At 70.2% G+C, this 13,076-nt stretch carries 13 protein-coding genes; 3 read left to right on the top strand and 10 right to left on the bottom strand.

What is annotated here, in order from left to right:
* The first annotated feature begins 18 nt into the window (after positions 1-18).
* A complete protein-coding gene (locus OHA21_RS39435) occupies positions 19-693 on the top strand; it encodes a GNAT family N-acetyltransferase (RefSeq protein WP_328463980.1) in 675 nt (224 codons plus the stop codon).
* Here OHA21_RS39435 and OHA21_RS39430 read toward each other — a convergent pair.
* The 8 genes from OHA21_RS39430 to OHA21_RS39395 all read right to left on the bottom strand — a co-directional run bounded on the left by OHA21_RS39430 (position 690) and on the right by OHA21_RS39395 (position 9,405).
* Entirely contained in the window at positions 690-1,841 is a 1,152-nt protein-coding gene (locus OHA21_RS39430) for an N-acetylmuramoyl-L-alanine amidase (protein ID WP_328463978.1), read from the bottom strand. The two genes, OHA21_RS39435 and OHA21_RS39430, sit on opposite strands and share 4 nt — an antisense overlap.
* Before the next feature lie 96 nt (positions 1,842-1,937).
* Positions 1,938-2,261, bottom strand: coding sequence for a thioredoxin (trxA, locus tag OHA21_RS39425; protein ID WP_328463976.1), 324 nt, complete (start codon positions 2,259-2,261; stop codon positions 1,938-1,940).
* Between the two features lie 16 nt (positions 2,262-2,277).
* Positions 2,278-3,237: a thioredoxin-disulfide reductase gene (gene trxB / locus OHA21_RS39420; RefSeq protein ID WP_328463974.1), complete on the bottom strand. Its 960-nt coding sequence runs from the start codon at positions 3,235-3,237 to the stop codon at positions 2,278-2,280.
* A gap of 124 nt (positions 3,238-3,361) precedes the next feature.
* Positions 3,362-4,243, bottom strand: coding sequence for a hypothetical protein (locus OHA21_RS39415; protein ID WP_328463972.1), 882 nt, complete (start codon positions 4,241-4,243; stop codon positions 3,362-3,364).
* Entirely contained in the window at positions 4,240-4,929 is a 690-nt protein-coding gene (sigM, locus tag OHA21_RS39410; protein WP_328463970.1) for an RNA polymerase sigma factor SigM, read from the bottom strand. Before sigM ends, OHA21_RS39415 begins: the two co-directional genes overlap by 4 nt.
* A gap of 47 nt (positions 4,930-4,976) precedes the next feature.
* A complete protein-coding gene (locus OHA21_RS39405) occupies positions 4,977-6,518 on the bottom strand; it encodes a protein kinase family protein (RefSeq protein WP_328463968.1) in 1,542 nt (513 codons plus the stop codon).
* A gap of 214 nt (positions 6,519-6,732) precedes the next feature.
* Positions 6,733-8,487 (bottom strand): murein biosynthesis integral membrane protein MurJ, encoded by a 1,755-nt coding sequence (gene murJ, locus OHA21_RS39400; protein WP_328463966.1) that lies wholly within the window; start codon positions 8,485-8,487, stop codon positions 6,733-6,735.
* 51 nt (positions 8,488-8,538) lie between these two features.
* Positions 8,539-9,405: a hypothetical protein gene (locus OHA21_RS39395; protein ID WP_328463964.1), complete on the bottom strand. Its 867-nt coding sequence runs from the start codon at positions 9,403-9,405 to the stop codon at positions 8,539-8,541.
* A gap of 57 nt (positions 9,406-9,462) precedes the next feature.
* On the opposite strand from OHA21_RS39395, the gene OHA21_RS39390 reads away from it, so the two are divergent.
* Positions 9,463-10,893: a CCA tRNA nucleotidyltransferase gene (locus tag OHA21_RS39390; protein WP_328463962.1), complete on the top strand. Its 1,431-nt coding sequence runs from the start codon at positions 9,463-9,465 to the stop codon at positions 10,891-10,893.
* Here OHA21_RS39390 and OHA21_RS39385 read toward each other — a convergent pair.
* The gene (locus OHA21_RS39385) at positions 10,890-11,993 is read right to left on the bottom strand and encodes a hypothetical protein (protein WP_328463960.1); all 1,104 of its coding nucleotides are present in this window, start codon (positions 11,991-11,993) and stop codon (positions 10,890-10,892) included. The genes OHA21_RS39390 and OHA21_RS39385 overlap by 4 nt on opposite strands.
* Positions 11,990-12,511, bottom strand: coding sequence for a SigE family RNA polymerase sigma factor (locus OHA21_RS39380; protein ID WP_328463958.1), 522 nt, complete (start codon positions 12,509-12,511; stop codon positions 11,990-11,992). Before OHA21_RS39380 ends, OHA21_RS39385 begins: the two co-directional genes overlap by 4 nt.
* A 103-nt stretch (positions 12,512-12,614) precedes the next feature.
* Between OHA21_RS39380 and OHA21_RS39375 the strand changes: the two genes are divergently transcribed.
* Complete coding sequence (locus OHA21_RS39375; RefSeq protein WP_328463956.1) at positions 12,615-13,070, top strand: methylated-DNA--[protein]-cysteine S-methyltransferase; 456 nt, start codon at positions 12,615-12,617, stop codon at positions 13,068-13,070.
* The last annotated feature ends 6 nt before the right edge of the window (positions 13,071-13,076 follow it).

The following is a 13,076-nucleotide window of genomic DNA, read 5'->3' as shown; positions in this document are numbered from 1 at the left end:
CTGAAGTAGGGGTCCGCCATGTCGCGACGCCTGGTCAATCTCACCCTCGACACCCTCGAGGATTTGCCCCGGCCCTGCCGTCAGTGTGTGTATTGGGAGCTCGACCCGGTCTCGGCCGAGCGGGCCTGCGCCACCGGCGACCCCGGGCTGGAGAAGGAGGCCTGGGTCTCCCAGACACTGCTGGAGTGGGGTTCCTGCGGCAAGTTGGCGTACGTGGACGGCATGCCGGCCGGTTTCGTGATGTACGCGCCACCCGCCTACGTCCCGCGCTCGATGGCGTTCCCGACGTCCCCGGTGAGCGCGGACGCCGCCCTGCTGACGACCGCCAAGGTGGTGCCGGCCTTCGTCGGCGGCGGCCTCGGCCGGATGCTGGTCCAGGGCGTGGCCCGGGATCTCACCAAGCGGGGGATCAAGGCGATCGAGGCGTTCGGTGACGCCAAGGCGGGCGAGGCCGACGAGGACGACGAGCGGGCCGGCACCTGTGTCGCCCCGGTCGACTTCTTCCTGTCGGTGGGGTTCAAGACGATCCGGCCGCACCCGCGTTACCCGCGGCTGCGGCTGGAGTTGCGCACGGCGTTGTCCTGGAAGTCCGACGTCGAGTACGCGTTGGAGAAGCTTCTCGGCTCGATGAGCCCGGAGACGTTGCTGCGCCCGGTCCGCCCCGTGACGGCGACCCGGTCGGTGGACAACTAGGCGCGATCCGCCAGCGCCATGCGCAGCTGGCGGACGTCGATCGACCCGGTCGGGACGTCGCGCTCGACCGGGAAGTACATCCGCTGGACGGCGGCGAGCATCGCCTCGACGATCTGCTCGCGGAACATCGGGTCGATGAGCCGCTCCCGATCGGCCGGCGAAGTCAGGTAACCGAGATCCACCCGTACCGTGGGCATCCGGGTGAGCCGGAGCAGGTCCCAGGTCTTGGCGTGGGTCCGGCAGTCGTGCATCCCGGTCCGCACCACGATCTCGCGCTGCACCAGGTTGGCCAGGCGCTCGCCGACGGTGGAGCTCAGCCCGTTGCCGGTGCCGTAGTGATAAGTCGCGACGCCCTCGGCCGCGGTGCTGGAGTGCCCGTCCAGGTGCAGGGAGATCAGCAGGTCGGCGCCGAGGCTGTTGGCCAGCGCGGCGCGCTCGGCGCCACTCAGCGGGGTCGTCGGTGACGGGCCGCGGGTCAGGTGCACCCGCATCCCGGCCGCGGCGAGCCGGCCCTCGAGCCGGGCGGCCAGGTCGAAGACCAGATCCGCCTCGTTCCACCGGAGCGGGCCGTCGGGCACCATGACGCCGGTGTCGTCACCACCGCCGTGTCCAGGATCGATCACGATGGTCTTGCCCACCAGGTTGGGTCCGGACTGCCGGAACGCCTCGGCCTCACGCAGCCACTGCGGGCGGCCGCCGACCACCTTGCGGCCGAGCCGGCGCAGCGCCTTCATGGTCTGCGGGCCGCACGAGCCGTCCGGAACCAGGCCGACCTCGCGCTGGAACTGTGCCACCGCCCGCGCGGTCCGGGCGCCGTAGATCGCATCCGGCCGGCCGGTGTCGAACCCCATCTCGAGCAGCCGCTCCTGCAGGGTCCGCACGTCCTCGCCGACCAGCGCGTCGGGCACCGAGTGAAAGAGGGTCCGGGAGCCGAGCCGCCAGCGGGCCGCGTCCAGCGCGCCCCAGGTCTCGTCGCCGACCATGCCGTCGACGCCGAGCCCCCGGTCCTGCTGGAAGGCGCGGACCGCGGTCTCCAGCGCGTCGTCGAAGACGTCCGGCTCGGCCGCGCCCAGCAGCTCCAGGCCGACCAGGATCGACCGGATCTCGGAAACGGCTGGACCGGTGTCTCCGCGTCGGATGGACCGCACTCAGGACTCCCTAGGGGCGAGAAAGGGGCGAGAAAGGACGACCTCGACGAGCGTACGCCCCGCACCCCAAAAGGGCGCGGGGCGCACGCGTGGACGTCAGAGCGCCGACTCGATGAAGTTGACCAGGAAGCTCTTCGGCTTCGCGCCGTGCACCGAGTTGACCCGCTCGCCGTCCTTGAACAGCGTCAGCGTCGGGACGGTCATCACCTGGTAGGCCAGGGCGGTCTGCGGATTCTCGTCGATGTTGACCTTGACGATCTCCACCTTGTCGCCCAGCTCGCCGGCGATCTCGGCCAGCAGCGGGTCGACCTTCTTGCAGGGCACGCACCACTCGGCCCAGAAGTCCACCAGAACCAGCTTGTCGGACTTCAGCACGTCAGTGTCGAAGGTGGCGTCGGTGACCACCTTGTTTGCTCCCACCAGGACCTCCCGGGTCTTACAGCTCTACGAATGAAGCGATGAAGCGCTCGGCGTCCAGCGCCGCTGCACAGCCGGTGCCGGAGGCGGTGATGGCCTGCCGGTACGTGTGGTCGACCAGGTCACCCGCGGCGAACACGCCGGGGACGTTGGTCCGGGTGCTGGGCGAGTCGACCTTCACGTAGCCCTCGTCGTCCAGCTCGATCTGGCCCTTGAAGAGCTCGCTGCGCGGGTCGTGGCCGATCGCCACGAACACGCCGGTGACGTCCAGCTCCTTGGTCTCGCCGGACTGCACGTTGCGCAACCGGACACCGGAGACCTTGCCGTCGGCGCCGAGGATCTCCTCGACCACCGAGTTCCACTCGACCTTGATCTTCGGGTTGTCGAAGGCCCGCTTCTGCATGACCTTGCTGGCCCGGAAGGTGTCGCGACGGTGCACGATCGTCACCGTCTCGGCGAAGCGGGTGAGGAAGGTGGCCTCCTCCATCGCCGAGTCGCCGCCGCCGACCACCACGATGTGCTGGTTGCGGAAGAAGAACCCGTCACAGGTGGCACACGACGAGACGCCGTGGCCGAGCAGCTCCTGCTCACCGGGGACACCGATCGGCCGCCACGCGGAACCGGTGGCCAGGATCACGGCGCGGGCGAAGAACTGCTGCTCACCGACCCAGACGGTCTTGAGACCCTCGGTGCCCGGCTCGGTCGGCTTGTCGCCCAGCTCGACCCGGGTGACGTCGTCGGTCAGGAACTCGGCGCCGAACCGCTCCGCCTGGGCACGCATGTTGTCCATCAGCTCGGGACCCATGATGCCGTCCCGGTGGCCCGGGAAGTTCTCCACCTCGGTGGTCGTCATCAGCGCGCCGCCGGACTGGACGCCCTCGATCACCAGGGGCTTCAGGTTCGCTCGAGCCGCATACAAAGCCGCCGTGTATCCGGACGGTCCGGAACCGATGATGATCAGATTGCGGACTTCGTCCACTGCCGACTCCTCAGTCTGTCTGTCGCCGCACGGATAGGTCGGCAACACTGCACGCTAGAACGTCAAGCTAGGCATTCACCATTCCCCGGACCGGCTCGTGTCCGACCTCACGCCCGGGGTGCGGTCAGCGTACCGGGACTTTGGCCAGCTCCGCCGCGCCTGCCGCGGGCGTGCCGCAGTCCGGGCCGACCGCCCAGCTCCAGCCGCCGTTGGCGGCGGTGAACCGGACGATCAGTGCCGGGGCGCCCTCGAAGCTGGCGTAGTCGACGAAGAGCACCGACAGTGGCCCGCCGGCGTTCTCCGCGGCGATCTTCTCGAGGCAGGAGAGCAGCAGGTCCGGCGCCAAGAGGCGGGCCAGCGCGCTGCCTGTCGCGCTCTGACCGTTGACGGCGTCGGAACTGATAAAGGTCCGGGGCTCCTTTGCGGCACTGTCCAGCGTTGCTGATGTGCCCAGTGAGGCCCAGTTGTAATCAGTGCCGCTCTGCAGGACCTGGTCGGGCATCGCCGCGACCATGGTGGCCGCCTCGGCGTCCGGAGCGGCCCCGGCGGCCGTCGATTGCGCCTCGTCGTAGGCCGGACTGCTGAGCTGGTTCAGGCCGAACCCGGCGAAGGCCACCAGGCCGGCGGCCACAGCGACCGGTTTGGCCCAGCGCGGCGCCCGACGCCGCCCGGTCCGTGCGGCGCGATCGCGCCGGCCTTTCTCCAGATCCAGAACCCTGGCGGGTACGGGCTCCGCGGACTCGCCTGCCGACACGTCCGGAGTCGTGCGGAACATCTCGTCCAGCCGCGCGGCGAGGTCCTCGGGCATCGGCTCCGGCGGCAGGTCCAGCAGTGACGCGCCGACCGCTGCCATGGCCGGGGCCAGCTCCTGATAGGCCGCCTGCCAGGCCGGATCCTCGGCGACCAGCGTGGCCACCCGCTCCTCCTCGGGGGTGCCGAGCAGGGCGCCGCCGACGTAGTCAGCGAGCAGATCGAGGTCGACTCCCTCGAACTCGGCGCCCGTCACCGCTGGTCCCTCCGATCGTGTCCGTTGGGCAGCGGAGCAACCGCTGCCGACCCGGATGGGACGTTCCCACGACCCGTATGGTTCCCGTCCCGGCCGCGCAGAAAGCCGAGAGTGGTGGCCATCCGGGCCCGGCCGCGGGCGCAGCGGCTCTTCACCGTGCCCTCGGCCACGCCGAGCATCTCGGCTGCCTCGGCCACCGGATAACCCTGGACGTCCACCAGAACGATCGCGGCGCGCTGCTCGACGGGCAGGGCGGCCAGCGCGTCGCGGACCACCAGAACGGTGTCCTGGTCGGGTGCCGGCGCGGCCGGCTCGGGGCCGGTGGGCCGGTCGTCCGGGTGGCTGCCGTCCGGCAGCGGCACGGTGGGGTGTGCCTGACGCCGCCGGATCCGGTCCAGGCAGGCGTTCACCACGATCCGGTGCAGCCAGGTGGTGACCGCCGAGTCGCCGCGGAACCGGGCGGCGTTGCGATGCGCGTTCAGCAGGGCGTCCTGGACGGCGTCGGCGGCCTCCTCGCGGTCGCCCACGGTCCGCAACGCAACCGCCCAGAGCCGGTCCCGATGCCGGCGGACCAGCTCGGCGAAGGCCTCGGGATCGCCGTCGACGTGGGCACGGATCAGCTCGGCGTCGGTCGGCGCGGAATCCCCCGCACCGGGCGCGCCGGCTGAAACGTCCCGGAAAGTCACGCCAGCAATGTAGTCCACCGCGACTATCTGTCGTGCACCGTTCGGACTCAGTATCCGTACAGCTCGATCTCGTTTACGGCGATCTTGAAGCGGTCACCGTCGTCGGCGCGCGGCAGGCCGGTCAGGAACACGAGCACGTACTGGTACTTCTGGTTCGGGTCGAAGCCGGTGAACCGGAAGTTGGTGCCCTCGTTCTTGTTCTGCACCTCGTCGTTGAGCGGCGTGAACTCCTTGAGGAGCTTCTCGTCGCCCTTCGAGTTGTCGCCGGGATCGCGGCTGCCGACCCGGACGTCCATCGTCACGCCCGGCGCCGAGGTCGAGACGCTGACCTCGGAGAGGTTGCGGGCGGTGTCCAGCGAGATCAGGACGCCCATGCCGTCCTTGAGCCCACCGAAGTCCGAGGTGTTGTAGCGCGAGGTCTCCCACGCGGTCTCAGCGTCGCCGTCCACCACGTTCGGCGCCTGGTCGCTGTCCTTGCGCTGGCCGTCCGGAGGGTCGACGATGCGGACCATGTCGGCGTCGAGCGGGAGTTTCGTCGGGTCCGGCGCGGGGGTCTGCACGTTGTCGCCCGGGCCCTGACCGGCGCCCGCGTTGACCGGCGCGGTGGCCTGGGTGTTCGGCTGGGTGGAGTTGCTGATCGCGCGGATCCCGAAGACCAGGCCGATGATCGCGATCACCACCAGCGCGCCGACCCCGATGAGGATCTTGGGTGTGCTGCGGATCTGCTCGGTCGAGGCCGACGAGCTCTGCACGAACCGCAGCGGCCCGACGTCCTCGAACTCCTCGTCCTCGGACGCGGCGTCGAGCCGGCCCAGCTCCGCGGTGAGCGCGTCGGCGGCCGGAGCGGCCACGCGGCCGTCCAGCAGGTCCATGGTGAGATCGTCGAGGTACGCCGGGACACCGGCCCGGACCTGCCGAGGCGCAGCCGGGTTGCCGGAACTGTCACGATTCGCATCGGGCAGGGCGGAGTCGCCCACCTCGGCGTGCGGCCAGTGGCCGGTGAGCGCGAAGTAGAGGACGCCACCGACGGCGCGGATGTCCGACTCGAAGCTGTCCGCCTCGTCGGCCCGGGCGTCGGCGAGCACGACCCGGCCGTCGTCGGCGATCAGGGTGCTGCCCGCGTGCACGTTGCCGTGCACCATGCCGGTGGCGTGCACCGCGGTCAGCGCGTCGGCCACGGCGTGCGCGATCGCGATCGCGCGGGACGGATCCAGCGGGCCCTCCGCGCCGACCATGTCACGCAGCGACTCGCCGTCCACCCACTCGCGGACCACGTAGGCCCGGTCCTCCTCGTCGATCGCGTCGTAGACGCCGACCAGGTTGGGGTGGATGACGCGGCTCGCGGCGACCGCGGCCTGCAGCATCTCGGTGGCCGAATTACCGCCGGGGTGCCGGAGCACGACGGCGACCGGGCGGCGCAGCACCACGTCGATGCCCCGCCAGACCTGCCGGCCCGCACTGTCGTTGTTGACGTGCTGCTCCAGCTGGTAACGCTCGGCCAGGATCTCACCGACGGTGGGCGCACCGAAGGTCAAGACCGGTCCGGCCTCGTCGGCCGCGGTCTCGTGGCCTTCGCCGACCTGGGTCACCAGTCCTCCCTCGGTGGTGCATACCTCGGTGGTGCATGACTCGGTGCTCAGGACAGGGTGCTCCCGCGCACATGCCGACACCGACCATACCCGCACCAGGCCATGGTCTGGCAGGTCGTCCCCCCGGCGCGGCATCGGTACCCGAGGGTACGAACCGGGTCAATCATGTCCGATTCCGGCGGGAAAGACCTGATCGGGAAGGGGCAGAGGCGCCTCAGCGGCCGAGTTTGCGGCGTACCATCCCGACCACCTGGCTGATCTCGTGGACACGCAGGGCGAGCGCGGCGGCCAGGTAGGCGACGAGAATCACCGCGCCGCCGACGATCACCTGGACCAGGGCCTCGACCTTGCCGTCCGGCTGACCGGTTCCGGGCAGCAGCTTCAGCACCAGGAAACCGAGCCCGGCGGCGATCGCGGCGGCCAACGCCACCTTGATCAGCGACATCAGCACCGTGCCCAGGTTCAGCCGGCCGATCCGGCGCCGCAGCACAGCCAGCGAGATCAAGGCCGAGACCAGGTACGACAGCGCGTTCGCGGCGGTCATACCGGCTGCCGAGAGGGTCTCGTCCAGCACCGCGGCGAGCAGGAAGTACGCCCCGATCCGGACCGCCACCACCGGCAGGTTGATCAGCGCGACCGTCCGGTTGCCCTGCAGGGAGTAGAAGGCGTACGTGCAGAGGTAGCTGATCGACAGGGGGAGCACGGCGAACGCGGCCACCGTCAGGACCACACCGGTGTCCAGGGCGGCGTCGTTGCTGTAGTTACCGCCCTGGAACAGCACGACGGCGATCGGCGTGCCGAGCACCGCGTACACCACGGCGATCGGGGCGAGCGCCGCGGAGGTGAGCTTGATGCCCCGGCTCAGATCGGCGCTGACCTCGGCGTACCGGCCATCGGAGGCGGCCGCGCTCATCTTCGGCAGCAGCGCGGTCATCACCGACACGCCGACGATGCCGTGCGCCATCATGGTCAGCAGGAAGACGTTGTTGAAGGCCAGCACGCTGGCGTCGCCCTTGTCGGCCACCTGGTTGAGGATGCGGACCACGACGAAGACGGCGACTTGGTTCGCCGCCACGTAGAGCAGCATCCAGCCGGCCAGGCTGCCGATCTCGCGCAGGCCGAGCGCGCGCGGGTCCCACCGCCACTTCCACCGGAAGCCGACCTTGCGCAGCGCGGGCAGCAGGCCGATCGACTGCACGACGATGCCGAGCAGGGTGCCGCCGCCGATCAGGGCGATCTGAGCGGCGGTGACCGTCTCCGGGCTCAGGCCCTCGTCGGTGCCGAAGACCAGCAGGAAGACACCGCAGGTCGCGATGATGACCAGGTTGTTCAGGATCGGCGCCCACATCGGCGCGGCGAAGTGCCCGCGGACGTTGAGCACCGCGCCGATCAGCGCGGAGAGGCCGGTGAAGAAGATGATCGGCAGGATCAGGTACGCGAAGCTGGTGACCAGGTCCCGGTAGGCCGGGGTGTTCTCCCTGCCGGCCTGGATCGCGGTGATCAGCGGGGCGGCCGCCACCACCAGGAGGGTGGCGATCCCGAGCGCGGTGACCGCGAAGGTGAGCAGCTTCTGGGTGAACTCCTGGCCGCCGTCACTGTCCGCCTTGCGCCGGCGGGCCAGCAGCGGAACCAGCACGCTGGAGAGGATGCCGCCGAGCAGCAGCTCATAGATCTGGTTCGGGAGGAACTGGGCGCTCGTGTAGGCGTTGCCGACGCCCGCGCCGAGAGCCATGCCGATCAGCGCGTTCCGGACGAAGCCGATCACCCGGCTCACCAGGCTGCCGACCGCCATGATCGCGCTCTGCCCGGTGGTGTTCGTGTCGTTCTTACCGGCCGGCAGGTTCTCGGGGGGCAGCGCCTGGTCGCCGCCGGGCACCTGGGCGTCCACCGAGACCACGGTCACGCCGTCCTGGTGCGGCGGCTGACCGTCAGGTGCCGCGTGCGTGCTGCGGTAGAGACCGCCGTTCACCCCGAGCCACCTCCAGACGTGCCGATGTCCGACCCACCATAAAGGGGAAGGTCACACGTGGTGACGCAGGAGGGTGCCGGGTTCGGCGCCGGCCAGGGTTTCCACCATCCAGCATGCCTCCAGCGGCACCAGAGGCTCACTCAGCGCATCCAGAACTGTCGGATGATCACAGCCGGCCTCGGTCAGCGCGCCGAGCAGAGCCGGTACCGAGACCAGGTCGCCCGAGGCGGCGATCCTGGTGGCCAACGAGCGCGTTTGCGCGTACCAATCCTGGTTGGGAAGTTGGTGCAGATGGGCCGCGGCCCGGCGGGCCAGATCGGCCATCTGCTCGTGCGGGAAGCGCTTGTCCCAGCGGACCGTGATCGTCGCCGTGTGCGGCGCGCTCAATGCCGCGATCGCGGCCTCGTCCAGCACCTGCGGCGACGGCGCTGCGGGCGCCGGCCACCACTGCTCGTCGCGGAAGAGCGGAAGCGGGGTCTGCTCCGGCCCGGCCGGAGCGACCGCGGGCACCTCCCGGCGCAGCGACCGGTACGCCGCCTCGCGCACCGCCGCCACCGCGGTCGTGTCGTCCTCCGGCCCGGCCGGGGCGAACGGGGAAAGAAGAGCCACCACGATCCCGGGATGCGGCAGCATCGGATCGGCCAGGGCGATCACCCGTGCGCAGGATTCGAGTTCCCACCACTGCAGCGCTGCCGGGTACGGCCCGTCGGCCGGCGCCCAGCCGAGCTGCACCGGTTCGCTGGAGGCGGGACAGCGCAGACCGAGCGTGCGCTCACCCGACGGCGGGTCGATGTCGAGGATCAGCCCATAGCCGCCCACCACCGGAAACGACACGCGGAGAGGCTCTTCTTCGCTGAACTCGCCGGCCCAGAACCCGGGGTCCTGGATCAGGCGCAGCAGTCGCTCGGGTAGGGGCACCCTGTCATCCTGCCCGGCGACGGCGCTGACTGCCACAGAAGATACGCTGGTCACCCCATGTCTGTGTTGAACACTGCCCAGCAGAAAGCGGTAGCCGAGCTGCTCCGCGTCTCGCCCGTCGCTGACGAACTAGGCCGCCGGTTCGCCACCGCGGGCCACGAGTTGCACCTGGTCGGGGGTTCGGTACGCGACGCGCTGCTCGGCAGCCTCGGCGATGACCTCGACTTCTGCACCGATGCCCGGCCGGAGCAGACGCTCGCCGTGGTGAACGGCTGGGCCGACGCGATCTGGGAGACCGGCCGCGAGTTCGGCACGATCGGCATCCAGAAGAACGGTCTGCGGATCGAGATCACCACGTTCCGGGCCGAGGCCTATGACGGGGTGACCCGCAATCCGGTCGTCTCCTACGGGACGTCGCTGCTGGAGGACCTGTCCCGGCGCGACTTCACGATCAACGCGATGGCCGTCTCGGTGCCGGGGCACGAGTTCACGGACCCGTTCGGTGGGCTGACCGACCTGGCTTCGCGGACGATCCGGACCCCCGCGGCGCCGGCGATCTCGTTCGGCGATGATCCACTTCGGATGCTGCGGGCGGCCCGGTTCGCCGCGAAGCTCCAGTTCACAGTGGATCCCGCGGTAATCACCGCCATGACGGAAATGTCCGCTGATCTCGACCGGATCACCGCGGAACGCATCCGGGACGAGTTCACCAAGCTGATGAGCGCGGCCGACCCGATCGCCGGGCTGCGCCTGCTGGTCGACACCGGCCTGGGCGACCGCTTCCTTCCCGAGGTCTCCGGGCTGAAGCTGGAGATTGACGAGCACGCCCAGCACAAGGACGTCTACGAGCACACGCTGATCGTCGTGCAGAACGCGATGCGGCTGGAGGGCGACGACGCCCCCGACTTCATCCTGCGGATGGCCGCACTGATGCACGACGTCGGCAAGCCGGCCACCAAGGCGGTCGGGCGGGACGGCCGGGTCAGCTTCCACCACCACGAGGTGGTCGGCGCCCGGCTCACCAAGCAGCGGATGCGGGCCCTCAAATACCCCAAGGACGTGACCTCCGAGGTGGTCGGGCTGGTCGCGCTGCACCTGAGGTTCTACGGGTACGGGCGCGGCGAGTGGACCGATTCCGCGGTGCGCCGCTACGTCACCGACGCCGGCCCGCTGCTCGACCGTCTGCACAAGCTGACCCGCTCCGACGTCACCACGCGGAACCGGCGCAAGGCCGCCCAGCTGGCCGCCGACTACGACGCGCTGGAGGAGCGGATCGCCCGGATCGCGGCCGAGGAAGACCTGGCCAAGGTCCGCCCCGACCTGGACGGCAACGCGATCATGGAGCTGCTCGGGGTGCCGCCGGGCCCGATCGTCGGGCAGGCGTGGCGCTTCCTGAAGGAGCTCCGCCTGGACCGGGGGCCGCTGGATCGCGACGAGGCCGAGGCGGAGCTCTTCAAGTGGGCCCGCGATCAGGGGCACATCAGCTAGAGGCGGCCCACGCTGATCCGGCGGCCGGAGAACTCCGGCGGCATCGAAGTGCTCTGCAGTTCGTTGCCGGCGAGGTCGTAGAGGACTGCCGCTTTGCTGCCGACGACCAGGATCTGGTCGTCCGCGACGAAGTGCGCCGGGCCGATCCCGCGGAAGGTGCCGACGGTTCGGCCGGAGCGGACGTCAATGAACTCGCGGGCGTACATGTCGTTGCGGTCCGGATCGATCAGCATGTGCCGGCCGTCCGGGGAGACCGCGTTCTGGCCGCTGACCGGGGTGCGCACGAGCGGAACGGTACGGAGCAGCGCGCCGTTCCCGGTCGAGAAGACGTGCATGGCGGCGACGGCCTGACTCGAGGCCTGACGCTGCGGCAGGCTGACCTCGGTCGGCGACAACCAGGCGAAGAAGCACTGGTCGGCACAGTTCGACAGGCCGCCGGGCGTGTCCCGGTCCTGATGCTCGCCGGTCGCCGGGTCCAGGATCCGGAATCCGTTCTCCCGGGTGAGCAGCAGCCGGGTGCCGTCCGGGGACCACTGGGCGCCGAACGACGTGGCCGGGCCGAAGTCGAACTGTCGTACCTGGCCGGTGGTGCTGTCGGCGATGCCGAGGTCCTGGCCTCGGTAGACGATGGCGTATTTGCCGGCCGGAGCGCCGATGACGGTCGAGAATTCGCCGTCCAGGACCCGGTACCGGCCGGTCGACCGGTCCAGGACCACGTTGCCGGTCTGCGGGGTGGAGCCACCGCTCTTACCCTGGCCCAGACGTTTCCCGGGCTGGCTCAGCGCGGTGATGACGAAGCCGCCGGGGAGGCGTACCGGCTCCTTCCACCACTGCTCGCTGATCACCGGGGCCGGCGCAAGCTCGGTGGGCGAGGGGCTGGGCGCGATCGGCACCGGGGCGGCCTGACGTCCGTCCAGGATGGCGTACGGGGTGACCACCGCCCCGACCAGCAGAACTGCTGCCAAGCCGACGGCCATCTGCTGACGTCGCCGGATCCGCCGGCCCCGGGAACGCGCGACGGTGGCCAGGTCGTGCGAGTACGGCGCGGAGGCGGCCAACTCCTCGACGGCGACCCGCACCGATTCCTCCAGATATTTCATCGCGAACCTCCCGTCGAATGCGTCCACACGTCGGCGTCGCCGACCAGATCACGAAGTTTGGCCAGGGCCCGCGAGGTCTGACTGGCCACCGTTCCGGGCCGGCAGCCGAGCACCTCGGCGGTCTCCTCGACGCTGCGGTCCTCCAGATAGCGCAGGACCAGCACGGCACGCTGACGGGCGGGCAGGGTGAGCAGCGCCTCCCGGACCGCCAGCCGGTTGGTGACCTCCTGATCCGGGCGGCTCCCGTACGGGCGGTCCGGCGGCTCGGCCATCGAGACCTCACGCTGGCGGGCGGGTCGCCGCCAGAACGACGCCCGGTCGTTGTAGATGATCCTCCGGACGTAGGCCTCGGCGTCACCGTGGATCCGCGGCCACCGGGCGTACGCCTTGGCCAGCGCCCCCTGCACCAGATCCTCCGCGGTGGCCCGCTCCCCGGTCAGGGCATGCGCGATCCGGAGCAGCGCCTGCCCCCGATCCGCGACGAAGGCGGTGAACTCCGCCTCCAGCGATTCCTTCATGCCACTCCGTTCGCTGTCTCCGGACAGTCAGACGCGGCGTCGATCGGGAATCTTGCATATGGCTTCGAAGGAACTTGTCGTACCCCTGGCGCAGAATCGGAGCATGTTCGTCGTCGAGTCACCGATCGGGCCGCTCGGCGTCGCCGTCGAGGGCGACGTCGTGGTGGGGGTGCGCTTCGGCGTGCCGTCCGGGCCGGTCGCCGAGCATCCAGCGGCCGAGCAGTTGCGGGCCTACTTCGCCGGGGAGATCACCGACTTCGACGTGCCGTTCGAGTTGCGGGGCGGCTCGGAGTTCGAGCGGGCGGTGTGGGGCGAGATCGCTCGGATTCCTTACGGCGAGATGATCACCTATGGGGCGATCGCCACCGCGCTGGGCGACCCCGGTGCGGCCCGGGCCGTCGGCACGGCCTGCAACCACAATCCGATTCCGGTGATCGTGCCATGTCATCGGGTGGTCGGCGCCGGCGGCAAGATGGTCGGCTTCGGTGGTGGGCTGGAGCGCAAACGCAAGCTGCTGGAGCTGGAGGCCCGAGTGGCGCTGACCCGGGCCTGGGGCTGAATACCA

The organism is Actinoplanes sp. NBC_00393 (genome assembly GCF_036053395.1).
In the GTDB taxonomy this organism is placed as follows: domain Bacteria; phylum Actinomycetota; class Actinomycetes; order Mycobacteriales; family Micromonosporaceae; genus Actinoplanes.
This window is presented reverse-complemented; position numbering and strand designations above follow the sequence as displayed.